The following is a 24089-nucleotide window of genomic DNA, read 5'->3' on the forward strand; positions in this document are numbered from 1 at the left end:
TGAAGTTTGAGCCCTGCTTCTTATGCAGTAATTTGCAGAGGGATGGTATCCCGATGAACATGTACACTCATGACCAAGCCAATCGTAAGCATGTTCGTAAGCAAGGAGCTTCCACCGTAACTAATGAACGGCAATGATAGCCCGGTTAGAGGGACAAGTCCGATGTGCATGCCTATATTCACGAACACCTGGAAGACGATCATGCCTACTAATCCAATTACGAGATAGCCTCCAGCCAGGTTCATGCTCATATTTGCAATGAGGACAATTCGATAGATAAGCATGAAGTACAGCAGAAGCAAGATGGAAGACCCGATAAACCCGTACTTTTCCCCAATAACAACATAGATGGAATCCGAATACGCATACGGAATGAAGCCCCGATCCATGTAAAATCCTTCACTTCCGCTTAGTCCGCCTGTCCCTATGGCACTCATTGCATTTTTCACATGCCATGACTTATCAGGGTCGCTGGTTGGATCAAGAAAGGTCTGAATCCTCGACATCTGATGCGGCTTTACAAGTTTGGCCAGCAAATCATGATCCACGAAATAGAGCCAGCAGATCGTTCCAACCGCAATTGCGATCACGGAGAGGCAAATGATCATGTAAGTCGCCTTCACATTTCCCATCCACAACATACTTATCATCACGGCGATAAATACGAGTGCGGTGCCTAAGTCCGGCTGCTTCATGATGATTACTGTGGGCAAGAGAAATACTGCGGCAAGTGGCAGGATGTCCTGTACGAAGCGAAGCTGATCCCCTCCCCGCTTCTGCAGCAGATGAGCCGCCAGCAATACTGTAGCAATCTTCATCATCTCTGACGGCTGCAGTTGGAAGCTTCCAATACTAACCCAGCGAACTGCTCCATTAATATTCTCCCCCTTGAACATGACGAGCAAGAGCAGCACAATACCTAATCCATACCATACATAGGATAGCTTCCCAACTAATATATTGTAGTCAATTGTTGCTAGAATCAGCATCGGGACACAGAATACGCCGAACAAGATGAGATTGTTAATATGAATGCCATGCAGCTTCGTATTTATCGTTGCCTCATACACGGCTAACGTACCAATAGCTACGAGACATCCGACGATAACGAGAGTCAGCTTGTCAACCTTACTAAGTTTACGCAAAAATATGATCATAGGTCTATTCCTTATGAATTCCTTTCCGACCGCTGCCTTGCAGCTGCTGTCTTCGATAATTATCACGAGAAATGCTAAGAATAATGCCCGTACTTGCCATACATAGAATTAAGGAGGAGCCTCCATAACTGACAAAGGGAAGCGGAACTCCAGTAATGGGAAGTAGACCGGTCACTGCTCCTAAGTTAAGCATGAACTGAATAAAGATCATACTGACGATTCCGGTACCTAGCATAATCGCAAATGGATCATCACTCCTCAGCGCAGACATGAAGCCTCTGACAACTAGGACAAAGAAAACGAATACAACCAGACATGAGCCAAGAAAGCCGAATTCTTCTCCGATGACCGCAAATATAAAATCCGTATGCGCTTCAGGTAAATAGAACAGCTTCTGAATTCCGTGACCAAATCCGGTTCCTGTTACACCACCATGTGCTAATGCATATATGGATTGAATCAGTTGATAGCCTGAACCCTGTTGGTCATCATACGGATTTATAAATGAAGCAATCCGTTGCAAGCGATAGCTCTGACTGAATGCCAAGAAGAAGAGGACAGGGAGAGCTGCAAGAAATAATACGGCTAGTTGACGCATATGTACACCGCCCACAATCATGACGGTAAGACAGATGAAGAGCATCATAAGCACTGCTCCGAAATCGGGCTGCTTCATAATGAGCAAGGAAATGAAGCTGACGACAATGAGAATAGGCAGCAGGCCTTTCTTGAAGCTTCGAATGCGTTCTCCCTTGTTACTGATAAGTGATGATATGTACATAATGAGGGCAAGCTTCGTAAATTCCACGGGTTGAAACTGAAATCCGCCCACAACAATCCATCTCCTCGCCCCATTCATACTGCTTCCGGCTGCCATTACGACAATCAGCATCACTACTGATAGCAGCACGAGATAGGGGGCAGTCTTCTTCCAGACACGTATTGGAATATTCATCATCACGAACATACTAAGGAGTCCAATGCAAGCGAACTTGACCTGTCTCGACGTGTAATACCATGGATCCTCATGCTTCAAGCTGCTTAATGCGGAACTAGCACTAAAGATCATAGCCATTCCAAAACATGCGAGCAGCACGACCGAAAGGAGTAAGAGGAAATCAGGTCGTCCTCTTGTGATTGTAGGTTCCATCTCGTATGCCTCCGTTCTTGCACGGGAGAGAATGCAAACTAATGCTTAGATTTTGGCTCCATCAATTGTTCAGCTGTAATAGCAGGATCAAGCCAGTTCGAAATGAGTTCACGCGCATACGCAAGATCCTTCTCGTCCAACTTGTAATACCATATATCATGCATCATCATACCTTCCCCATCTAATGCATAGGTACTGAACTGTGGAATGCTTTCCTTCATGAAAATGGACTTGGCTAGGTCAATCAGATCAGTAGGGGCAATATCTGTTGAGAAGTGATCGCCAGCGATATCGAGTATTTCTGGAATATGGCTGAATTTATCAAGCTGTACCGCCCGTTCTGCAACCGCCTGCAAAAAGATCCGATTGCGCATCATGCGATTCATATCGGAATCCTCGCGGTAGCGTACAAAGTTGAGCGCCTCAAGTCCGTTATAGATTGGCTTGTTCGCTTCAATTCTGAATTTGTCATGATTCCAGTTTTTATTTACGATATCCTCTGTTATCGGTAACTTAATTCCACCTAACGCATCCACGACGTTCTTGAATCCGGTGAAATTGATCGCTGCATAATGGGTAACGGGATGCTCAAGCAGCTGCTCGACACTGTCGATGCTCATCTTCGCCCCGCCAAATGCATAAGCGTGGGCGATTTTGTCTTGCTTGTTTTTACCTACAATCTCGGTGTAGCTATCGCGTGGAACGGATATTAACAGGATCCGATTCTCCTTGCGCCTCACGATGGAGTAGATCATGGAATCGGATCGTCCTACCTCCTTATCCCGCTGATCGATGCCGAGAAGCAGAACTGAAAATGGCTCGTCATGCACTAATGGGTCTTTGATCGTTATCGGCTTATATGTCTCCTCCAGCTTCTTCTCCACTTGATTCGAGAGGAACATGTCAAAAGTCAGGAGGGCAAGTTCCTTGCGCAGTACATATCCCACTGTCAGAACGAACACGAATGACAGCGAGATTACGATCCACTTTTTCTTGATTTTCATAGCTTCTCCTTTCTCTTTCATTCCCTACTTCTCTTGTGACTTCCCAGAATGATCCTCTTCATGGATATCAATTAGCCCGCTGTATGTTTTTTTGTCCCATAGTTTTATATCTTTATCTCTCCAGGTGTACACATCCAGTCCATTTTCTCCGCCACCCATTGTCCAACCCAATATGATTTCCGGCAAGCCGTCCTTGTTGACATCAGCCATACCTGCATAATCCAGTCCGTATCCATAGCCCTTCGTATTCCAGACAATGTTCCACTGCTTATTCTCATATCTGAGTAAGGCTGCTTTACGCATTTTCTCATTACGAACATTCTCTTCGTATACGATAATTGCTTCATCGTGGCCATCCCCATCAAAGTCGCCGTACGATATTCCTGTATTCCCTCCCCCATGCTTCGGGATTAATAATCGGGAACCGTCTGGTAATGCTCGGCGAACAGCAGCTTCATGGATATGACTGGCGGGTATCGGAGACTGAATGAGGTCGATTGGCGCTGCCGGAACACCACAGCCAACTGTCCAGATAAGAACACCCCAAATCAATACCTGCCGCACAATCTGTTTTTTCATTTGCTCACGCCCACTTTCCTTGCCTGTCCGTATTCCATGTACTAGTGTATATTTTCAATTCTATGAAAGGGTTATGAAATCGTTAAATTTCTCTGCCAATCTCGTGATGAATAGGAAGATAGATTCGAACTTCGGTACCAATGCCCTGCTCACTCTTCATCTCAATTCTGCCTTGATGTAGACGAATAATCTCTTCACTAATAGACAATCCCAGACCACTACCCGTCGGACTATTCTTCCCTTTGTAAAATTTCTTCATGACCATGCCCAGTTCATGCTCTTGAATACCGGAGCCTGTATCTCTGACACAAATCACGACTTCATGTTCAGAGGCACGCGCATTCAAATCAATCTCTCCCTGTTCGTTCGTAAATTTAAACGCGTTATCTAATAGGTTAATGAGTACTTGTCTCAGACGGTTCTCGTCAGCAGAGATTATAGGGAGCATAGGATCTGATTGAATATGAAGCTTAATTCCTAAGCGGTCAGCTCTCGGTGAGAGCAATATACCGATCTGTTGAACTAGACGTGGTACATCAACAAGGCTGAATGCTAATTCCAGCCTGCCGGCATCCAGCTTAGAGAAATCCAATAATTCATCTACCAATAGGGATAGGCGATCGGTCTCGGATTCAATAATATCCAGTCCTTCCGTTACTAACTCATCTTCACGTGTTCCACCTGCTTTCAACGTGACAGCCCATCCCTTAATATTCGTTAACGGGGTTCGAATCTCGTGCGAGACAGAGGAGATAAATTCATTCTTAAGCTGCTCATTGCGGCTAATTCGGGAAGCCATTGCATTCATCGTGTCTGCTAGTGTGCCTAATTCATCCCGGTACATCTTTTTCGCGCGGATTGAGAAATTGCCATCTGCCATGACTTCCGCTGCTTTTTTTAATTCGCGGATAGGCCCCGTAATGGTTCGAGATAGAAAAATACTAAGTATAGCTACAATGGCAACAACAAGTACTCCAGCCAATATGAACAAGATGGAAATATAGCGGACAGCATCGATTGTACCGGTCAGTGAGCTAATAAAGCGGACAATTCCAACAGTCTTGCCTTCGGATTGGAGCGGATAGGATACCGAAACAATATGCTCATTGGTGTCATCGACAAAACCGCGCCAAGTGCCTACCTCTCCATCAGCAGCTTGCTGTACATCGGTGTAATGAATGATCTCTTTGCCTGCATTCGTACCATATGAATCTTGAATGATGTGTCCAGCAGCATCCATGATCTGCACCTGTGCAGAAGTATGTTGGGAGAAAGCTCGTACGAGCTTCTCCGATTGTTCCGTTACTTCTTCCTCAGCAAAATATTGCTGGAAAAAGGCGGCTGAGACCTCCGCCTGATTGATGAGCGCTCGTTCTACATTGTAGTGATAATAATAGTTCACTGACGTAATCAAGATGACTTCTAAGATGCATACCGTTGTTAATATAACAGCTAAATAGCTGCCTACTAATCTCTGCTGGATACCTATCATTATTCGCCTCTCTTCCAGCGGTAGCCCATCCCCCATACCGTCTCAATTCGTCTTGGATTCGAGCTATCGTCCTCAATCTTCTCCCGCAGCTTGCGAACGTGCACATCGACGGTCTTCGGGTCACCGACAAAATCCTCTCCCCAAGCTAAATTCAATAATTCATCGCGCGATAATGCCTTGTCGGGATGTTCAAGAAATGCCTTAATCATGCCATACTCCTTCGGAGTCATCTCGATCCTCATCCCGTGCTTACATACTTTATTCGCATCCTTATCTAAGGTAATTGGCCCTGACTCAATTATTCTACTGGAAACAAGTGAGGACTGATTTGAGCGCCGCAATACCGTGTTGATTCTTGCGACAAGTTCCAGCGGGTTGAACGGCTTCACGATATAATCATCTGCACCGAGCTCTAACCCTTTAATTTTGTCGAAATCCTGTCCCTTCGCTGTCAGGAAGATGATGACCACTTCGGAATCCACATCTCTGATTTGCCGGCATATCTCGAAGCCTTCCATATCAGGCAGCATTATATCGAGAATGACAGCATCTGGTCGATTCGTTGTAAATTGCATCATTGCCTCACTGCCCATCGCAGCTTCACTCACTTGAAAGCCGTTCCGCTCCAAATTAATCGAAATAAAACGCCGTATATGATGGTCATCCTCTACCACGAGCACGTGATTGCGGATGGCTCCCTTTACTTCCATTGTGTTTTCCAATTTGTTCATCTCAGCTTATCCTCCTTAGGTAACGATACGGACGTAATTGTTGATTGCTCTTACGCGATAGTATGGTGCCAAACATAGCAAAAAGCCCTCCCTACCAAATGGGAGAGCTAGTATTGAGAATAGTTGCTGCAGCTGAGCATAATTCAAATAAGCTTCATTCCCCCTGGTACAGTTTTGGCACTATACAACGTAAAGAAGCTTGCCGCTTCTTAGCCACATTATGAAAAGCCTTAATCCGGCAATCCCTGTTCTACCCATTGGCATCTCTCGATGTTTCCGGGCAGTGGCCTGTATTCGTATAGGAGCCTCACCTAACGAGGACATATTCATCTTCCTGCATCTTACCTTCAATGTCCGAAACTGTCAATGAAGCGATCGGACAAGCTTCCATATTGGATGGATCTCGATTTAGAACAGCCAAAGAATGAGGCTGCACTTGATTCGAAGGGAGTTTCGATCACATTTAAAAAATTTTCTTCTCATCATCCTCATAGTTAAAGCGTATACATTTTTCTGTGTTCTGACGATGGGTCCCTTTTTCATCCGGTATAGACTCATCATGAGTTTTTAACTAATTTTTTGCACTGGAAATATCCAATGCCAGGAAAGAAGGTGTAACTTCACTAATCTACAACAACACGAATTAGCATTAGTTGTAAAATTATGCTCATTTGAAGGAGGAATATGATTTTGACAGCAACGTGTACGTGGAACGCAGGAATGCGCAAATGGTTGGTTACAGGTGGAATCATGCTCGCGATGTTCGTTGTCACGCTCTTGTTCTCGGGGACTGTATTGGCGCACGGTTACATTGACTCTCCCAGCAGCCGAGCTGATCTGTGCGCGAAGAAGGTGAACAAGAACTGCGGATTTATCATTTATGAACCGCAAAGCTTGGAAGCATATAAGGGGTTTCCAGCCGCAGGGCCGGCTGATGGCAAAATCGCCAGTGCTAACGGTGCATTTCCAGAGCTTGATCAACAATCGGCAACGCGCTGGAGCAAGGTGAACATTACCCCGGGAACGACTACGTTCCATTGGACGATTGAAGCTAACCACGCTACAACTAGCTGGAAATATTATATTACGAAGCAGGATTGGAATCCGAATGCGCCGCTTAGCCGCGCCTCCTTCGACTTGACTCCGTTCTGCAACGTGGATTATAAAGGCAAGCAGCCTCCGCATTCTTACTCCGACACGTGCAAGGTTCCAAGCCGGACGGGATACCAAGTAATCCTTGCCGTGTGGGAAATTGCAGACACCGCAAACGCGTTCTATAATGTCATCGATGTGGACTTTGGCGGCGGTTCCCCTGTCGATCCGACCCCGCCTACGGCACCATCGAATCTTGCCGTATCGAACGTTACGGCGTATACCGCCAAATTATCTTGGAATGCTTCCACCGACAACGTAGGCGTAACGGGGTATAACATTTATAAAGATTCCACACTCGTTGGATCAACGAATGGAAGCACTTTAGCATACGCGCTAACGGGACTAACGCCGAATACAACCTATACGTATACGGTGCGGGCCGTCGATGCCGCAGGCAATGAATCCACTAACAGTAACGCCGTATCCTTCAAGACGTCAGCACCGCAGCCGGATACGGAGCCGCCAACTGCCCCATCCCAATTAACCGCTTCGAATATTACTGCTACGAGTGTGAAGCTGTCTTGGACAGCATCAACGGACAATGTGGGCGTGGCTGGATACCGTGTTTATAGCGGATCGACCTTGGTGGCTACCACAAATGGGGTGACGCATACGGTGACCGAGCTTACGGCGAATACCGCTTACACATTCACGGTCATTGCTTATGATGCCGCCGGCAATGTGTCGCCGAGCAGCAATGCTGTAAGCGTCACAACAGCGCCTGCCCCAACGGCCACACCGTGGGCAGCCAATACCTCCTATGCGGCTGGCGCGCTCGTAACTTATAACGGTAAAACCTATGCGGCGCTTGTTGCTCATACGTCTCTTGTGGGATGGGAGCCGCCAAATGTTCCAGCTCTCTGGCTGTTGAAATCGTAATTTGCTATCTATTTTAAGGTAGCGTAGACAGGAGCCCCTGATTCGTCAGGGGCCTGTTATCGTATACCATTCTTCATGCTTCTCTGGATTGGTGAAGTACATATCCTCTGCCTCTAAGATGCTGCAGAATGGTCGGATGACTTGGGTCTGCTTCAATTTTTTCGCGAACTTTCTTGATGTAAATGTAGAGTACACCCTCGGAGGTATCCAACTGATCCGCAAGCTCCTGCGCTGATATTGGTTGTTCGTCTTGATGTACCAAATGATAGAGCAGCTTGAATTCCAGAGTCGATAAGACCTGTTCTTCTCCCTGCTTCTGTATGGAGTGATTTCCGATGTGAAATAGAGTGTGCTTATCACCCAGCATAACTGCTCCATCAATCTCTTTCGCTTGACTCCCCGTGATCGGCTCCTCCACGATGTCTACACCCAGCATTCCAGATATGGATTGTTCCCACATCATGATCTTCTTCAAGGTGTCCTTCTCATCTGGATTCACGATCATGATAGGCACCTTAGTCTCTGTCATCATGCGGGTGAAGCAAGTGTCATCCTCGATTTGATTCGAATCTAATAAGAATATGCTGCGGGTGGTTGCCTGGGCAATTGCTTCACGGAATTGGTGGCAGTCCTTAATATGAGTCAGCTTCATTCTGTCGTCGAATAGATGTCTGACATATGTAAAGAAAAATTGGTTGTTCGTATACACGGATAATTCCATATCGCTTCCCTCTCTTCGTCATTGCCTTGTTCGCATAGAAGCGTCCGGTTCTATTGTATATAGGGAGAGAAGCAATGTAAATTGTGAATCCAATATACAAATACAAGCCCTCCAACATGATTGGCAGGGCTTGTTCCTATATATAATCCGTTATCCTTCGAGAACGAGTTTGATTTGATTCCATGTTGACGCAGGAAGCTGAATGCCGCTCGCCGCTGCATTGTCATGAATCTGTTCTACTCGCTTCCCGCCAGGAATGACCGCATCCACGCCTGGCTGCTGCAGCAGCCAAGCAAGTGCGAGATTCGGCAGCGCAAGCTGCTGTTCACTTGCGATTGCCTTCAATTTTTCTACGCGGGCAAGATGCTGCGTGAACACATCGGGCTGGAACAGTTCTAAGTCCTTTCGCCAATCCCCATCATCCAGTGTCATATCAGGTTTGTATTTCCCACCCAATATTCCGAACGCAAGAGGCCCATAAGGAATAAACGAAATATCGTGCTCAAGACAGTACGGAAGTAGTTCCTGTTCTGCAGAACGATCGAGCATATGGTATGGGCTTTGCAATACACTGATTGCATTCGTTGCATTCGCTTCTTTCACTTGATCAACCCTCGCATTGGAAATACCGATTGCACGGATCTTTCCCTCCTCTTTCAGACGAGTAAGTTCGCCGATTGATTCACTTAGCGGAATGAGCTCATCGATAAAGTGAATATAATATATATCGATATAATCCGTCTGAAGCCGTTTCATGCTTGCTTCTACAGCACGTCTTAGATAGTGGGGATGATTATTGAAACGTATGCTGCCGTCTTCGAGCTTCTCGATTCCCCCCTTGGTTGCTAGTATGAGATTGTTCCGGCAATCTTGTACAACTTCCCCAATTAATTGTTCCGAACGCCCGAACCCATAGGCATCTGCTGTATCCAGTAACGTAATTCCCTGCTCAATGGCTTCTCGAACCGTTTGTTTCCCAATATCTTCATTTACATTGGTGTAATTGTTATGCCCACCTACTGCATTTGTTCCGAATCCAATCTCCGATATTTGGATGGAAGTTTTCTTTAATGTCGTGTATTTCATACGAATCTCTCCTTTTCTGAACTACTTCTTTATTACGATTACAGATAAGCTGCCTATAACGTTATCAATCTCAGCAACATCTGTCCTGATTCAGACGTTAAGCTTCGCCTTAATTTTTGTTAAGATATAGGATAGATATAGAAGTGGAACTCAGAGTGATATAGATATCATTCATCGTTTACAATCAGAATGATAATGGAGGGTTGCTTGTTGGAGACCAAAGAAATTATGCGAAATATTGAGGCATTCAAAAATTCCAAGGCGCTATGGAAAGAGTTCGAATATGAGGATTCTGACGCAAACTATTGGAAACGATATGCGGCAGCGATTGCGCTTCAGTATGATTGGAGAGAGGAGGATTATGATTTCATTCGATATTTGATGGAGAATGAAGTGGAGAGTCGTACCCATGATTCGTTCCAAGGATACGGGGATTCCCTGCTGCTCCTCTCTTATTTGCTGGCCAAATTCCGCAAGCTTGAAAATGTATGGATATTTGAGAAAGCTAAATCCGCAAATTTCGATACGTATTGTGGATATTTTGACGAATTTATCTTCTCAGCTGGAGTGGAACAAACGTGTACATACATAGAGGAAGTTGGTCTTACGGAATCGAACAGCTACCTTTACGAACGCAAGGATAATTTGAGATCCCTCTATACAGAGCAAGATATCGAATCATTTATGCAAAGAATGGCCCTATGGTTCCCAGACAGCATCGATAAAGAATCTACAGATAGTCTGTTGTCTCGGGCAATCGATTTTAAGGATGCTGAAGAGGCAGCACGACTGTTTGCCATTCTTGAACAGGACACTGAAGCTAGCACCACAACCTTATATTATCGTGCCAAAGAAATCGGAAATTATGAGAAGGCCATCTATTATAAACAAAAGGAACTAGATTCTATTAATGACCCAAGAGATAAGGCTTCTGCACTCCTTGATATTACTGAACTGCGCGTGATGAATAACGATTATGCTGAGGCTTATGAGACCGCGCAGCTATGGGAACAACTCCTATCCCAATTTGATAGTTGGCAGGAAACCGGACTGGGTAGATCGATGTGTGAAGCCTGGTTTGATATCTGTCTTGGCTTGAACAAAGAGCAGAAAATGACTACTGCGCTCCTCTGCTATGAAAATGGGAAGTGGATGATCAGCCGCACGAACGCTTGTTACTTAAACCTATTAAAAAAGGCATACGCATGCAGTGAAGTGCTCCAAAAAAAGAAAGATATGCGTTTCTATAAAATGAAATTAGTAAAGGAGAAAAAGAAGATAAACCGAAAAACAAGAAGATAATATACCTACTTATTCTATTCCATCTAATCGAAATGAGGTAATTTATGAATGGAGATTTCATATTGGAAAGGCAAGCGTATTCGGTTTCGTGCACCTGTTGCAGAGGATATCATCATTTTCGACAGTTTGGATGACAGCATACTGCAAAATATGGACTCGATTGCATTTCCACGGACACAAGCGCAATTGGAAGAATGGATCGAAGAAATCTCGCAGGGAGCTTCGGAAAATAGCCATGATTTCTACTGGATCGCCGAGGATGCCAATAAGGGAGACGTCGTCGGTACCATTGAGATTGATGGCACTGACTTCAAAAATGGAACCTTCGATTACGCAATATCTGTATTCCCTGCTTATCGGGGCAAGGGCTACGCCAGTGATATGATCCTAACCGTTTTGAAGCATTATTTCTTCGAGCTGAGATATCAAAAAGCAACCGTTTGCATTTATTCCTTCAACGAAGCTTCTATGAACCTGCATCGCAAGCTTGGTTTCATCCAGGAAGGCAGACTGCGCAGCATGATTTACACCAATGGGAAGTACCACGACGAGGTGTATTTCGGTATGACCAAAGAGGAATTTGAGGCATTATACATGAGATAAGGTATTGACAAATACATAACTCAGACGTTCTTAACAACGAGCTGTCGGGCGGTAGTAATCTACTTGCTTAACAGCTCTTTTGTTTTTTCAGTTTCACACATCTAGAATTTCTCCGTTCACAGTTGATATGCCATACATACGTTTTCTCCCCTATTCTCCATCGATACTCACTTAACACGATAATCATAACGATCATCCCCCCTCTTTTTCGTTCTAACCAGACAGTTTTAACCAGGGATTTAAAAAACGGGCTTCAAAAAAGATTGACTCCTGATGAGATCAAATATAAACTGAAGCAGTAATTTAGTAAATTAGTAATTTAGTAAATACAAAATTGAAAAGAGGGAGAAAATGAAAATACCTACTACGTTAAAACACAAGCCTGTTGTCGTGTCGAATAATTATGAGCAAGTTGATGGCCCCTTCGCCAGAAGCACTGATGTGAAAGGTCTTTCCCTGGGATTGGCTCAGTGGAATGACAGCGGCAAGGTCGATATTTCCGCCAAGGTATGGAGACATACGGGAGAGAAATGGTCGCAGAATTCGGAGGAACTTCCCCTTCATCGTGTGCTTGACTTGTCCATTTTGATTTGCCTCTCTGTAGCTCATTTTCATGAAGCATACCGGTATGAGCATTTATATGACGCGCAGGAACCTGTCATCGACCGGATTGGCCTGCAAGGAGACGCCATGACCGTGGCAATTGATACGGAAAATGAGCTAATCAATGAGGACATTAAGCTGTTCAGTCAAGCGCTGAGTGACAATGATGAAATGATCAGCGAGCGCCTTCGCAATTTATCAAAAATCTTAAAGGATATTGGGTATTGACGATGTTGTCCAATCGATATGTTCGAACCGTGATTCTCTCCCGGGTGCTGCTGCAACTCGGAATTTGGATCCGGAATTATGCGGTTCTGCTGTATGTTACCGAATTAACGAACAATAATCCGATTTATGTATCGCTGATTTCAGTCGCGGAATTTGCTCCGATTTTCCTATTCGGACTCATTGGCGGAACCTTTGCCGACCGATGGAAGCCGAAGCGAACGATGGTATGGAGTGATCTGCTGTCTGCCTTGTCCGTTGTAGCTGTGTTGATTGCCGTTTTGAATAACGGATGGATTGCCCTCCTCATCGGATCATTTATTTCGGCCAGTCTGTCCCAGTTTTCCCAGCCTTCGGCCATGAAACTATTCAAGCGGCATGTGCCAGGTGAACAACTGCAAGGCGTGATGGCGATGTTTCAAACGCTTGTTGCCATCTTCACGGTATTGGGACCTATCATCGGCACGTTTTTATTTATTCAATTTGGAATTAACGTATCTCTAATTTTGACGGGTGTTTTCTTCCTGGGAGCTTCGTTCATATTGTACACACTCCCTCGCGATAAGGAAGAACCGAAATCGACCGATGCTCGCAGCTTCTTCAAGGAGCTTACGGCCGGGCTGCGCTATATTGGGGCGAATCAATCGTTACGCACACTTTGCATGACCTTCGCAGCTGTCGGAATAGCGTCAGGTCTGACTCAACCGCTTCAAATCTTCCTTGTCATCGAGAAATTGGGATTGAACAAACAAGATTTGCAGTGGTTTGTGATGGCCAACGGAGCAGCCATGTTCGTAGGCGGAATTGCCATTATGGGGATCGCCAAAAAAGTAAAGCCACAGTTGCTGCTTATGATCGGCTTGCTTGTCGCCGCCGTTTGTACGATGGGTATTGGTGCGTCTAGTCTGATTTGGCTGACTGTTGTTCTCTTAGTGATTAGCGGCTTGTTTTACCCTTGTATTCATGGCGGCATTCAGACGCTTATTGTACGCAATACGGAAAGTGCATTTATGGGCCGAGTATCCGGTGTGATCACGCCAGTTTTTATGGGCATGATGGTCATGGGCATGTTTTTATCCGGTTATTTGAAGGAAATGTTTTCACTTCTCACTGTATATCTGTTGAGCGGTGTTTTGATTATTGTGGGAACCCTTTTGCTCTCCCCACTCCTGATTGAAAAAAAACAAACGATAAACGAAAATCTGCATCATGATAGATAGGAGAATCATGAAATGAATGTACATGAAAACTATGTCTTGTCCCCTGCAAGACAACTGACGGATGAAGAGAACAGGCTGATTTGGAAAAAGCCTTCCTCCCATCAGGTCAGCGAAGAAGAACAGCGAATATGTAAAGAAGTAAAACGCAATTGGAATCGCGGGGAAATGAAAATTGCTAATATTCTGTTAGAAGGCGATGCCGGTTCCGGTAAAACTCAACTTGCCAAAGCATTGTCTGCGAATTTCAGATTGCCGTATACGAAAATAACCTGCTTTGCCGATATGGATAAATCAGATATTATCGGCGCTATATTGCCCGTCATTCCTTCTGAGCAATTTGAGAAGCTGGAGCCTGAGGAGCAACGCATTTGGCAAGCAATCTATGATAGCGATAGTTTGCATCACATTACTGAAGTGCTTATGAATGCGCTACAGATTACACAGGAACAGGCCGCCTTACAAATGAAGCAGATGCTAAATCGTGCAGCAGAATACACCGAGGGCGAAGCGGTTGAGTACCGATTTTACCCATCTGAAATCGTTAGAGCGTATCAAAAAGGATATCTTCTGGAAATTCAAGAACCAAACGTGATTCGAGATGCGGCGGTATTGATGGCGTTAAACTCTGCTCTGGAGCTGGATGGAAGCATGAACCTCCCTACCGAGATCATACACAGGCATTCGGACTTCATCGCAGTCATTACAACAAATCGCAGTTATGCAGGGGCAAGGCCATTAAATGAAGCACTGCGCGACAGGGTTCAACACTCGGAAAAGATGGATCTGCCCGGCAAAGAGGTCATGATAGAACGCGCGATATCCAAAACAAGCTATCAGGATGAAAAGGTGCTGAGCATGTTAGCAGATGTTATTATCATTTTGGATCGAACAGCTCGGGCAAATGCCATCAAAGGCGTGGCTGGAATGCGTTCCTTTTTCTACTGGGCAGATGCAGTTGCTGGAGGAGCCTCCGTCAAAGAATCCCTATATCATAAGGTCATCTATAAAATAACAACCGATGACGAAGAAATTAAGATTCTGGAAGAGGCACTTGAGAAGAATGGTGTGCTTGCTAGCTTAGAGGACGTTGCGAATCAGGTAAAAAAAAACAAAAATTCGGTGAACCAATAGAAATTAAGACATGGGGAAATATCGACTCGGATCTTGATTATGATGCTGACAGCCTTACCGAGGAAAAAGGCATAGCACTTAGAAAATCTGCGGATAGTGAGGATCGTTCATCACTAACATCTGCGGATTCTCACGGCGATATGAAAAGTACAGATACGGGTGAAGACGGCTCCCCCCAATATCATCAGGCCAATCCAGCGCCAATGACTGAGGATGAAAAAAAAAAAGAGCGAGATTTCCGAAAAAAACTGAATCGTGCCGCAAGGGAAATGGTGACTAATACGATTCATGAAAAGGTGAAGCTTATCGTTCACCGACCAGACTATACGCTAGAAGATCAGCACAATTACGATCGTCTCAGCAGAGGACTCATGCCAATCGTAAGGGAGATTGCCAGAAAAACACTCCCACTTCTGGAACACGAGGTGTCTTCCGAATATACAAGGAATCGTTACTATGGAAGTAAGTTTCAGGCAGATAGCGTGGCTTACAGGGATTATCGGTATTTTGCCAAAAAACGCCCTCCATCTGAGTCCCCTTCTCTAGTGGTTGGCCTCAGGATTGACGAATCCGCTTCAATGTCTGCGTTTGGCAGATTGGAGGCAGCAAAACAAGCAGTAATAGCAGTCTACGAATTTTGTCAGATTTGTCAGATACCTTTACTCATCTACGGTGATACGGCTGATGTTTCTAGGATGGAGCAAATGTCGGTCTTTGCTTACACTGACTTTGAGAAGCCAGATCCAAGCGATCGATTCAGGCTTATGAGCATCCAGGCCAGGAGTAATAATCGCGATGGAATGGCGCTTCGAATGATGGCGGAACGGTTAGCGGTGTCACCTCAACAAACCAAGCTGCTCATCAGCATTAGTGACGGACAGCCCAAAGCAATGGACGATTACACAGGAAATTATGCAATAAATGACATGCAGCAAACGATTGAGGAATATGAGCAAAAGGGAGTCCGGTTCCTTGCAGCTGCTATCGGTCAAGATAAGGACATAATCCAGACAATCTACGGGAATGACAGATTTTTGGATATTACGAATTTGCATGAGCTGCCCGCTAAATTAGTTCGGATTATCGCCCGGTATATATAATAATTCACATCACTCTTCATACTTGAAAAGGAGACAAACAACATGGATATGAATAAACGCAAGGAGCTTATTGAAGCTTACAAACAAATCAAGACTTACATGGGAGTTGTCCAGATCAAGAACAACACAAACGGTAAAATCTTCATTGACAGCTACCCCAATTTAAAAAATAAATGGTTCACGCTGCAAATGCAGCTGGACATGGGCAGATTTGCGAATGCTCAGCTGCAGAAAGATTGGAAGGAATTCGGATCTGATGCCTTCACCTATGAGGTGCTGGAGCAGAAGGAAGCCGATAAGGTGACTGACATCCGCTGGGAAGTGAAGCAAATCATAAAGCCATGGCTTGAAAAGTTGCAGCCCTATGGAGACAAAGGATATAACAAGCCACCTAAGGAATAAGTTGTTGGCGTTCATTGCAAGAATTGGCGGGGAGGCTTCCCCGCCCTTTCTCATATTACCCAGATTTCCTGGCAGATTGACTATCGTTGATATTCAAGATAAGATGAAACAGTCATTTAGTAAATTAGTAAATGAAAAGAGGGTCAAAACATGAAAATACCTACTACGTTAAAACATAAACCTGTTGTCGTGTCAGAAAATTATGAGCAGATTGATGGCCGACTCGCTCCCGATACAGATGCCAAAGGCCTCTCGTTAGGTTTGGCCCAATGGAACGATAGAGGAAAGATTGATATTTCTGCTAAGGTGTGGAGATACACAGGAGAGAAGTGGTCCAGACAGTCAGAAGAGCTCCCTCTTCATCGTGTACTTGATTTGTCTATTCTGATTTGTCGTTCATTGGAGCATTTTCGTGAAGCTTACCGATATGAGCATCTTTATGATCCCGAGCAGCCTATCATCGACCGAGTTGGCCTACAAGGAGATGCCATGACTGTGGCGGTATGTACGGACAATGAGCGAATTAATGAGGATATTAAGCTGTTCAGCCAAGCGCTGAGCAATGACGATGAAATGATAGGCGAACGTTTGCGTACGCTATCTAAAATCTTGAAAGATATGGGGTACTAAAGAAGTTTATCTGATGCATATATTTGCTGAATCAGCAGTGCCACAAACGATGTGAGGCTTGTTTGTTCGGCAGATACGAAGTCTACATGTTAAGAAAAAGGTGCCTAAAAAAGGCGCCTTTTTCTATAAACACACTTCCAGCTCGCCACAGGTCAAGAGTCTGCGATCATAAGAGATTAATTGGGTGTAAAGGCACCTGTTCCAGCGCTTGAACCATTGCCTACCACAGAAATCGTACCGGTGTCTGTGGTGCGATAGTTGCTGGTAGAGCCTGAATTATGAATTGGATCGCCTGTAAACAACGTGCCGTAATTGGCAGGACTTGCATAATAGTTAAGCGTATTATTTCCTCCTGAATACCAGATGTCGCTCCATTGGAATGGGAACCCGTACATGGCCGCGGCCCACCATGCCATTTTTAATTTATCTGTCGTATTATCTGTTGGTAATGCACTATTCGGCGCATTTGTGGCAATAACGGCCGTTTCAATACCTTTAATTCTTTTATATGTCAAACATTTATCAGCTTTTGCTGACCAATCAGAGATTGATAAATACGTATTGGAAGATATAAGCCAACTTTCAGCAAGATACCAGTCACCAACTCCGACATGGGTCGGCTGGTAAACTCCATTTTCGTTCAGATCTCCTCCAATTTGATCTGGATTCCAGGCGTTCATGAACACCTTGAGACCCTTCGCGTGTGCATAATCAGTGACATCATTCTGGATTGTTCTTGTTACAGAGTAGTCAAATCCTGCGCAGTCAAGGAACACACCATATACGCTCATACCACTCCATTTGTTGATTTTTTGCTTAATCGCTGTTGTATCAGGGTTCGGAGTACATCCTAAATTCACGTACCCAAAAACTTTCTTGCCGCCGAGTGCATTTAGATTGTTTATAATCGCGACTGTGTTCGCATGGTCGCCATGTGTCGTTTCTTCAAGCCCTGCTCCAAACACGATGATATCAAACAGAGCAAAGGTGTTCGTTGCAGTTGTTACATTTCCACCCGCACCGTTTACGACAGAAGGCCAACCATAATAAATAGCCAGCCGTTGCTGAGGAGTTATAGCTTCAGATGCTCCGGCAGACGGAATAAAACTTGCCAATCCAATGCAAAAAGCAAGCAGAATCAACCATTGATTTTTCTTCATGCCTCTCTACCTTTCTCTCTTCGTATTTGAAATTTATACAACGATATCACTTTCATCCGATGTAGCTGCACTCCCCCTTTTATTCTTGTGACTGACTAGCTGGCATCTCGAGATCATCGCTTACACCATCTGCATCCCAAAAAAGACCGCTACAATAATAGTAGCGGCTCATGGTCTTCATTAATACTTTTTATTTTTTTGGTAAACGTGAAATTTATCTCACTTGCAATATGATTTTCCCTGTATTGCGATTCTCTTCCATATGGATGTGCGCATCACTTACCTTCTCAAGCGGGAAGATGGTATCAATAATTGGTTTTATGCTGCTGTTATCGAAATAGGCCAGAACATTAGCTGCAAAATCCTGCGTAAGCCGCGCCTTGTATTCATCACTTCTCGGCGTTAACAGGGTACCTGTCAGCTGAACACATTTTGACATTAAGGCAAACAAATTCATTTGCTCTACCTTCACTCCACCAAGAACGCCGATGAGTACCCAACGACCTTCCTTCTTAATGCTGGCAAGATTCTTCGCCCAATAATCCGCCCCTACAAAGTCCAGAATTACATCTGCTCCCTGCCCATTCGTAGCCCGAAGCACCTCTTCGTCAAAGGATTGCTCCTTATAATTGATGAGCACATCAGCACCCAGTTCTCGACAGAAATCCAGCTTCTCCGCAGAACCAGCAGTTACAATTACGGTTGCCTTGCTGATCTGTTTCGCAAGTTGAATCGCCGCTGTGCCTACTCCGCTGGCACCTGCATGAATAAGCACAGTCTCGCCTTGTTGTAGCTTGCCAATCCAGTATAACGTCTGGTACGCAGTTAAGAATACTTCTGGAATTGCCGCCGCATCAGCAAATGAGAAGGAGTCGGGAATCGGGATCGCCCGATCCATTGGCATGACCGCATATTCGGCATATCCTCCCCCATTTACTAGACCCATTACTCGATCACCAACCGTATAGGTGCTCTCACCATTGACTTCGATGACCGTTCCAGCAACTTCTACCCCTAGAATAGGGTTCGTCGCATATCCGGCCTTGCCTTCACGCATGACAATATCTGTTCGGTTCACTGCAGCAGCATGAATTTCGATTAGCAGCTCTCCTGCTTGCGGCTGTGGGCTCGGCAACTCTGTTATCTCCAGCTGGTCTGGTCCACCTGGTTTGTTTACGATTACACCCTTCATTGAGAGCCTCCTTGTTTATTATCTCTTCACGTTGTTTGATAGTTATGAAACTATCATATTTAAGACAACCCTTAAAGTCAAGATTATGGTATCGGAGTTCGTTTCTAGGGTATTTTCATGACATCCCGCCACTTTGTTCTTCTAACCATTGATTTAGAAGCTTGAGCTGTTTTTGATGGGCGTCATCTATAGTCCGAAAAGATTTATTGCTTGAGTCTGCATACCCATGAAGTAAAATCTCGCCTCCTTCAGACATGATATAGGACACCAAATCACCCTTTTCTCCATAGAAAGATAGCAAATAGGCTGGGTATTCGGGGAAATTGGATGCCGAGAAGTCATTTCGAACCCGAATATCTTGAAGTGTACTCATAATGAGCTCAATTTGTTTGTTATCAGTGATGTGAGCATAATTATTGCCTTCGTTATCCCCTGACATAAACTTCTTCAGAAAAATAGATTCGATCTTGGCTTCATTTACATAATCCATGACTAAATCATGTAGTGAATACGTAATTCGTGTCTGATACACATGATTACCTAGTACGCCTGAAATCAACAACAGGGCAACAATCATAATTGGCATTTTGTATCGTGACATTCCAACCGCCCCCACTATCGTTCTAGTTTTCGTATCTACGTAAATACTACCAGATTATAGAATTCAATAGAGCTACTCTTTTTTTGAAACAAGTTATAAATGTAAATGAAGTTATTGATCAGATGACGGGATCGCAGATATTTCCCACATGGTAACTGAGGAATGACAGTATGAACAGGTGCAATTGTGTGAACACTGATTCAGAAGCATTGATCCTATTAGCTAATTTGAGGTGTGAATACTTGAATAACCATTTCTCAATCCGTTTTCTATATCTATATGTATTCATCACGGGCGCTTCCGTCATGGCGATCGAAATTGCGGCTTCCCGCTTCCTGGCGCCATACTTCGGTACTTCGATGATTGTGTGGGCGAACATTATTGGACTTATCCTTCTATCACTCTCTCTCGGATATTGGGTTGGTGGCAAATGGGCCGATCGTTGGCCGAGCGGCAAGTTGTTAATGATGCTGTCACTACTGTCCGGTGTCCTTGTGTCCTTATTGCCCTTATGGGGTAGCTTCATATTTCAGTTTCTTACCAATGGCATAATGAATACACCCGTCTGGATCATTTTCTGTTCGTTCTTCGCCGTTTTAATCGTATTTGCTCCCCCTGTATTTTTACTGGCGATGGTGAGTCCGTTTGCAATTCGGTTAGTATCCGATCAATCGAAGGACATTGGCCGTGTAGCTGGCAATCTGTATGCGTGCTCCACATTAGGGAGTTTATTGGGCACATTCGGCACTGCTATGATTACGATCCCATTGTTGGGAGCAAGAGAGTCAATTTATATTTGGTCTGCTGCTCTGATTGTAATTAGCGGTTGGGGACTGCGACATACGAAGCAGCGTTGGTTGGTTTTGCTTCTACTTGTTCCTGTGCTTTCCTATTTCTTCATCAATGACAACGTGTCTACTTCCGCAAATGAGAAAGTCCTCTGGTCCAAGGATACGTTCTACCAATATGTCAGAGTCGTCGAGGCTTCTAATGGAGATATTTCTTTAGTATACAACGAGGGCGGTGGTGTTCAATCGATCCAGAGGGCTAAGCCAGGATTGCATACTGGCGACTACTACAATGATTATTTAGTACTCCCCTATTTGACCAACTCGCCGGATCAGCTGCTTGTATTGGGTTCCGCTGGTGGTACGATTCCTCGGTTGTTGGCTGAGTATGTGAAGCCACAATTTCCAAATATGAATGTTACTGGTGTAGAACTAGATCCCGAGGTTATTGCGCTTAGTTATCAATTTATGGGGTCGAAGCCTGAAGATGCTCAGATTGTGAATCAGGATGCTCGTGTATTTATTAGTAATACGAATCGGAAATACGATATCATAGTTGTCGACTGCTACTCGCAGCAAATCTATATTCCTGCTCATTTATCGACTGTGCAATTTTTTGATACCCTTCGAATGCATCTGAATCCAGATGGGTTCACTGCTTTAAATGTGAACGTGACAACACCCGATTCTCCACTGCTCTTAGCGATGGCGAAGACAGTGAAGCAGGTATTTCCCAACACGTACATCGTGAAGTCGTCAGGGCAATACAACTACATGATCATCGGATCCATACGCCCGCTGCGAACAGATAATCTCAATCAAATACATCTGAATAGTCCCATTCACCCGCTTCTCGAACAATGGCAGAAAGGGCTAAAGGAAGTGAATGATGAGCTGCTTGCCAACGCACAAGTATTGACTGACAACCACGCTCCAACTGAAATGCTAACAGATTCGATGATTTTTGGGTCAATTCCAGATCGCCCTTAATCCTTGTATACGAATAAAGCCACTATACTGAACAATGAATGTTCAATTACAGTGGCTTCTATTGTTGCACCAACATATCTGCTATAGGATTCAATTTCTCTAAGTCGGAGATCAGTTCTCTCGTCTTTGCCTTTCTCGTGATGTTCCTGACGGGATACGCATGGCTTTATGAAGTTGTGGTGAAGAAAACCGTATATACTGCACTTTGAGTTATATTGGGAGAAGCAAAAAGTGATACCCCATTATTCCTTACGACTGTATTTCCAGGGATGACACTCGTCCATGAGATTGTTGCCGGTGCCGTTGAGACTGTAGGATTATACACGTAAACTGGCTGTGCACCAATATCTGTTGGACTGATCGAAAACACGATAGAGCCAGTTATGACAGCTGTGGTTGCAAGCGTTATCGTTGATATAATGTTGCCTGGAGATGGTGAGGTAGCGTTGTTAGCTACGTTAGCACATATCTGAAATAAATAGGAGCCTACTGATAAATTGTTTACATTGATGGAGCCTGAAAAACCAGATACATTACCTGCGCCGAGCACAACATATGGTATCTCATTGGACACAGCGCCTGGAGAACCAGAGATTCGTTGAAACCCTGAGTTCGCCCCGCCAAATAATATAGCTTTCGTGGAAACTGTGGATGATGGCCCCGTCGCTCCAGTTGCTCCGGTTGCTCCGGTTGTACCGGTGGTTCCTGTAATACCAGTAGCCCCAGTTCTTCCTGTTGCTCCTGTCGTTCCGGTGATGCCTGTTACCCCGGTCGTTCCTGTCGCACCAGTCGAACCAGTTGCTCCGGTGACGCCTGTGACTCCAGTACTTCCCGTCGTACCAGTCGAGCCGGTTGCTCCGGTGATGCCTGTGACTCCAGTACTTCCCGTCGTACCAGTCGAGCCGGTTGCTCCGATGATACCTGTTACTCCAGTACTTCCCGTCGTACCAGTTGAACCAGTTGCTCCGGTTACACCTGTTGATCCGCTCGTTCCCGTCGCACCAGTTGAACCAGTTGCTCCGGTTACACCTGTTACTCCGCTCGTTCCCGTCGTACCGGTCGAGCCAGTTGCTCCGGTTACACCTGTTACTCCGCTCGTTCCCGTCGTACCTGTCGAGCCAGTTGCTCCGGTGACGCCTGTTACTCCGCTCGTTCCCGTCGCTCCAGTCGAACCGGTTACTCCGGTGATGCCTGTTACTCCGGGCGTTCCCGTCGCACCTGCTGAACCGGTTGCTCCGGTGATGCCTGTTACTCCGCTCGTTCCTGTCGCACCAGTTGAACCAGTTGAACCAGTTGCTCCGGTGACGCCTGTTACTCCGCTCGTTCCTGTCGCTCCAGTCGAACCAGTTACTCCCGTGACGCCTGTTACTCCGCTCGTTCCTGTCGCTCCAGTCGAACCAGTTACTCCCGTGACACCTGTGATTCCGGGCGTTCCCGTCGCACCTGCTGAACCGGTTGCTCCAGGGAATCCTGTACTTCCCGTTGCCCCGGTTTCACCTACGGCACCTGTTGCTCCTGTTTCGCCTGCGGCTCCGGTTGCTCCCGGTGTACCAGTACTTCCCGTTGCTCCGGTTTCACCTACGGTACCTGTTGCACCTGTCACCCCGGTACTTCCCGTTGCCCCGGTTTCACCTGCGGCTCCGGTTGCTCCCGGCGTACCAGTACTTCCTGTCGCTCCAGCACTTCCCGTTGCTCCTGTCACTCCAGTACTTCCAGTTGCCCCGGTTTCACCTACAGCACCTGTAGCTCCTGTCGTTCCAGTACTTCCGGTTGCTCCGGTTTCACCTACGGCACCTGTGGCTCCTGTCGCTCCAGTACTTCCCGTTGCTCCTGTTTCACCTGCGGCACCTGTTGCTCCTGTCACACCAGTACTTCCCGTTTCCCCGGTTTCACCTACGGCACCTGTTGCTCCTGTCGCTCCAGTACTTCCTGTCACTCCGGTTTCACCTACAGCACCCGTCGCTCCTGTCGCTCCAGTACTTCCTGTCACTCCAGTTTCACCTACGGCTCCGGTTGCTCCTGTCGCTCCAGTACTTCCCGTTGCTCCAGTTTCACCTGCGGCACCTGTTACTCCTGTCACTCCCGTACTTCCCGTTGCTCCGGTTTCACCTACTGCTCCGGTTGTTCCTGTCGCTCCAGCACTACCCGTTGCTCCGGTTTCACCTACGGCACCTGTTGCTCCTGTCGT

22 protein-coding genes and 1 riboswitch are annotated in these 24089 nt (G+C 45.5%); of the genes, 10 read left to right on the plus strand and 12 right to left on the minus strand.

All coding sequences use genetic code 11. From position 1 onward, the window contains the following. Window positions 1-20: 20 nt before the first annotated feature. The 6 genes from BLS15_RS17875 to BLS15_RS17900 all read right to left on the minus strand — a co-directional run bounded on the left by BLS15_RS17875 (window position 21) and on the right by BLS15_RS17900 (window position 6113). A complete protein-coding gene (locus BLS15_RS17875) occupies window positions 21-1157 on the minus strand; it encodes an FtsW/RodA/SpoVE family cell cycle protein (RefSeq protein ID WP_021252417.1) in 1137 nt (378 codons plus the stop codon). Window positions 1158-1161: 4 nt separating this feature from the next. Continuing rightward, the gene (ftsW, locus tag BLS15_RS17880; protein WP_028532733.1) at window positions 1162-2307 is read right to left on the minus strand and encodes a putative lipid II flippase FtsW; all 1146 of its coding nucleotides are present in this window, start codon (window positions 2305-2307) and stop codon (window positions 1162-1164) included. A gap of 38 nt (window positions 2308-2345) precedes the next feature. After that, window positions 2346-3332, minus strand: coding sequence for an LCP family protein (locus BLS15_RS17885; RefSeq protein WP_021252419.1), 987 nt, complete (start codon window positions 3330-3332; stop codon window positions 2346-2348). 3 nt (window positions 3333-3335) lie between these two features. After that, the gene (locus tag BLS15_RS17890) at window positions 3336-3890 is read right to left on the minus strand and encodes an FG-GAP repeat domain-containing protein (RefSeq protein WP_021252420.1); all 555 of its coding nucleotides are present in this window, start codon (window positions 3888-3890) and stop codon (window positions 3336-3338) included. Between the two features lie 82 nt (window positions 3891-3972). Further along, window positions 3973-5382 carry a sensor histidine kinase gene (locus BLS15_RS17895; RefSeq protein ID WP_036667228.1) on the minus strand — a complete coding sequence of 470 codons (1410 nt, stop codon included), beginning with the start codon at window positions 5380-5382 and terminating at the stop codon, window positions 3973-3975. Then, window positions 5382-6113, minus strand: a complete 732-nt coding sequence (locus tag BLS15_RS17900; protein WP_021252422.1) for a response regulator transcription factor — start codon at window positions 6111-6113, stop codon at window positions 5382-5384. Before BLS15_RS17900 ends, BLS15_RS17895 begins: the two co-directional genes overlap by 1 nt. A 153-nt stretch (window positions 6114-6266) precedes the next feature. Further along, window positions 6267-6439, minus strand: a riboswitch (M-box (ykoK) riboswitch). Between the two features lie 358 nt (window positions 6440-6797). Between BLS15_RS17900 and BLS15_RS17905 the strand changes: the two genes are divergently transcribed. Then, window positions 6798-8147, plus strand: a complete 1350-nt coding sequence (locus BLS15_RS17905) for a lytic polysaccharide monooxygenase (protein WP_235074777.1) — start codon at window positions 6798-6800, stop codon at window positions 8145-8147. Window positions 8148-8220: 73 nt separating this feature from the next. Here the strand turns inward: BLS15_RS17905 and BLS15_RS17910 are convergent, their stop codons facing one another. Both BLS15_RS17910 and BLS15_RS17915 read right to left on the minus strand, forming a co-directional pair. Then, complete coding sequence (locus BLS15_RS17910; RefSeq protein ID WP_021252424.1) at window positions 8221-8868, minus strand: winged helix-turn-helix domain-containing protein; 648 nt, start codon at window positions 8866-8868, stop codon at window positions 8221-8223. Window positions 8869-9018: 150 nt separating this feature from the next. After that, window positions 9019-9954, minus strand: a complete 936-nt coding sequence (locus tag BLS15_RS17915; protein ID WP_021252425.1) for an aldo/keto reductase — start codon at window positions 9952-9954, stop codon at window positions 9019-9021. Between the two features lie 210 nt (window positions 9955-10164). On the opposite strand from BLS15_RS17915, the gene BLS15_RS17920 reads away from it, so the two are divergent. The 8 genes from BLS15_RS17920 to BLS15_RS17955 all read left to right on the plus strand — a co-directional run bounded on the left by BLS15_RS17920 (window position 10165) and on the right by BLS15_RS17955 (window position 17170). Then, window positions 10165-11256, plus strand: coding sequence for a hypothetical protein (locus BLS15_RS17920; protein ID WP_021252426.1), 1092 nt, complete (start codon window positions 10165-10167; stop codon window positions 11254-11256). Between the two features lie 48 nt (window positions 11257-11304). Then, entirely contained in the window at window positions 11305-11859 is a 555-nt protein-coding gene (locus BLS15_RS17925; protein WP_021252427.1) for a GNAT family N-acetyltransferase, read from the plus strand. 351 nt (window positions 11860-12210) lie between these two features. Then, window positions 12211-12690, plus strand: coding sequence for a DUF6530 family protein (locus tag BLS15_RS17930; protein WP_021252428.1), 480 nt, complete (start codon window positions 12211-12213; stop codon window positions 12688-12690). A 2-nt stretch (window positions 12691-12692) separates the two neighbouring features. Then, window positions 12693-13907 carry an MFS transporter gene (locus BLS15_RS17935; protein WP_028532727.1) on the plus strand — a complete coding sequence of 405 codons (1215 nt, stop codon included), beginning with the start codon at window positions 12693-12695 and terminating at the stop codon, window positions 13905-13907. 12 nt (window positions 13908-13919) lie between these two features. Continuing rightward, window positions 13920-15038, plus strand: a complete 1119-nt coding sequence (locus BLS15_RS17940; RefSeq protein ID WP_028532726.1) for an AAA family ATPase — start codon at window positions 13920-13922, stop codon at window positions 15036-15038. 140 nt (window positions 15039-15178) lie between these two features. Beyond that, window positions 15179-16138, plus strand: coding sequence for a vWA domain-containing protein (locus BLS15_RS17945; RefSeq protein WP_231515128.1), 960 nt, complete (start codon window positions 15179-15181; stop codon window positions 16136-16138). A gap of 42 nt (window positions 16139-16180) precedes the next feature. Next, entirely contained in the window at window positions 16181-16540 is a 360-nt protein-coding gene (locus BLS15_RS17950; RefSeq protein ID WP_028532724.1) for a GIY-YIG nuclease family protein, read from the plus strand. A gap of 150 nt (window positions 16541-16690) precedes the next feature. After that, window positions 16691-17170: a DUF6530 family protein gene (locus BLS15_RS17955; RefSeq protein ID WP_021252431.1), complete on the plus strand. Its 480-nt coding sequence runs from the start codon at window positions 16691-16693 to the stop codon at window positions 17168-17170. A 176-nt stretch (window positions 17171-17346) separates the two neighbouring features. On the opposite strand, the gene BLS15_RS17960 is transcribed toward BLS15_RS17955, so the two are convergent. The 3 genes from BLS15_RS17960 to BLS15_RS17970 form a co-directional block, all read right to left on the minus strand. Continuing rightward, complete coding sequence (locus tag BLS15_RS17960) at window positions 17347-18330, minus strand: hypothetical protein (protein WP_028532723.1); 984 nt, start codon at window positions 18328-18330, stop codon at window positions 17347-17349. Window positions 18331-18544: 214 nt separating this feature from the next. After that, window positions 18545-19522: an NAD(P)H-quinone oxidoreductase gene (locus BLS15_RS17965; RefSeq protein WP_090513088.1), complete on the minus strand. Its 978-nt coding sequence runs from the start codon at window positions 19520-19522 to the stop codon at window positions 18545-18547. A gap of 115 nt (window positions 19523-19637) precedes the next feature. After that, a complete protein-coding gene (locus BLS15_RS17970) occupies window positions 19638-20123 on the minus strand; it encodes a hypothetical protein (RefSeq protein ID WP_021252434.1) in 486 nt (161 codons plus the stop codon). Window positions 20124-20365: 242 nt separating this feature from the next. Between BLS15_RS17970 and BLS15_RS17975 the strand changes: the two genes are divergently transcribed. Next, window positions 20366-21901: a fused MFS/spermidine synthase gene (locus tag BLS15_RS17975; RefSeq protein WP_175460797.1), complete on the plus strand. Its 1536-nt coding sequence runs from the start codon at window positions 20366-20368 to the stop codon at window positions 21899-21901. A gap of 166 nt (window positions 21902-22067) precedes the next feature. On the opposite strand, the gene BLS15_RS17980 is transcribed toward BLS15_RS17975, so the two are convergent. After that, window positions 22068-24089 (minus strand): beta strand repeat-containing protein (locus BLS15_RS17980; RefSeq protein ID WP_175460798.1); only part of this gene is annotated, 2022 nt, incomplete at its 5' end.

It is taken from the genome of Paenibacillus sp. cl6col, from assembly GCF_900102125.1.
Taxonomy (GTDB): Bacteria; Bacillota; Bacilli; order Paenibacillales; family Paenibacillaceae; genus Paenibacillus_B; species Paenibacillus_B suaedae.

What these genes read in the sequence shown, in the direction of transcription:
- BLS15_RS17970 (WP_021252434.1), bottom strand. Translation starts at nt 20,123, where the DNA reads ATGTCACGATACAAAATGCCAATTATGATTGTTGCCCTGTTGTTGATT.
- BLS15_RS17940 (WP_028532726.1), top strand. Translation starts at nt 13,920, where the DNA reads ATGAATGTACATGAAAACTATGTCTTGTCCCCTGCAAGACAACTGACG.
- BLS15_RS17910 (WP_021252424.1), bottom strand. Translation starts at nt 8,868, where the DNA reads ATGGAATTATCCGTGTATACGAACAACCAATTTTTCTTTACATATGTC.
- BLS15_RS17950 (WP_028532724.1), top strand. Translation starts at nt 16,181, where the DNA reads ATGGATATGAATAAACGCAAGGAGCTTATTGAAGCTTACAAACAAATC.
- BLS15_RS17895 (WP_036667228.1), bottom strand. Translation starts at nt 5,382, where the DNA reads ATGATAGGTATCCAGCAGAGATTAGTAGGCAGCTATTTAGCTGTTATA.
- BLS15_RS17875 (WP_021252417.1), bottom strand. Translation starts at nt 1,157, where the DNA reads ATGATCATATTTTTGCGTAAACTTAGTAAGGTTGACAAGCTGACTCTC.
- BLS15_RS17885 (WP_021252419.1), bottom strand. Translation starts at nt 3,332, where the DNA reads ATGAAAGAGAAAGGAGAAGCTATGAAAATCAAGAAAAAGTGGATCGTA.
- BLS15_RS17930 (WP_021252428.1), top strand. Translation starts at nt 12,211, where the DNA reads ATGAAAATACCTACTACGTTAAAACACAAGCCTGTTGTCGTGTCGAAT.
- BLS15_RS17900 (WP_021252422.1), bottom strand. Translation starts at nt 6,113, where the DNA reads ATGAACAAATTGGAAAACACAATGGAAGTAAAGGGAGCCATCCGCAAT.
- BLS15_RS17960 (WP_028532723.1), bottom strand. Translation starts at nt 18,330, where the DNA reads ATGAAGAAAAATCAATGGTTGATTCTGCTTGCTTTTTGCATTGGATTG.
- BLS15_RS17935 (WP_028532727.1), top strand. Translation starts at nt 12,693, where the DNA reads ATGTTGTCCAATCGATATGTTCGAACCGTGATTCTCTCCCGGGTGCTG.
- BLS15_RS17945 (WP_231515128.1), top strand. Translation starts at nt 15,179, where the DNA reads ATGAAAAGTACAGATACGGGTGAAGACGGCTCCCCCCAATATCATCAG.
- BLS15_RS17915 (WP_021252425.1), bottom strand. Translation starts at nt 9,954, where the DNA reads ATGAAATACACGACATTAAAGAAAACTTCCATCCAAATATCGGAGATT.
- BLS15_RS17905 (WP_235074777.1), top strand. Translation starts at nt 6,798, where the DNA reads ATGATTTTGACAGCAACGTGTACGTGGAACGCAGGAATGCGCAAATGG.
- ftsW (WP_028532733.1), bottom strand. Translation starts at nt 2,307, where the DNA reads ATGGAACCTACAATCACAAGAGGACGACCTGATTTCCTCTTACTCCTT.
- BLS15_RS17965 (WP_090513088.1), bottom strand. Translation starts at nt 19,522, where the DNA reads ATGAAGGGTGTAATCGTAAACAAACCAGGTGGACCAGACCAGCTGGAG.
- BLS15_RS17890 (WP_021252420.1), bottom strand. Translation starts at nt 3,890, where the DNA reads ATGAAAAAACAGATTGTGCGGCAGGTATTGATTTGGGGTGTTCTTATC.
- BLS15_RS17955 (WP_021252431.1), top strand. Translation starts at nt 16,691, where the DNA reads ATGAAAATACCTACTACGTTAAAACATAAACCTGTTGTCGTGTCAGAA.
- BLS15_RS17925 (WP_021252427.1), top strand. Translation starts at nt 11,305, where the DNA reads ATGGAGATTTCATATTGGAAAGGCAAGCGTATTCGGTTTCGTGCACCT.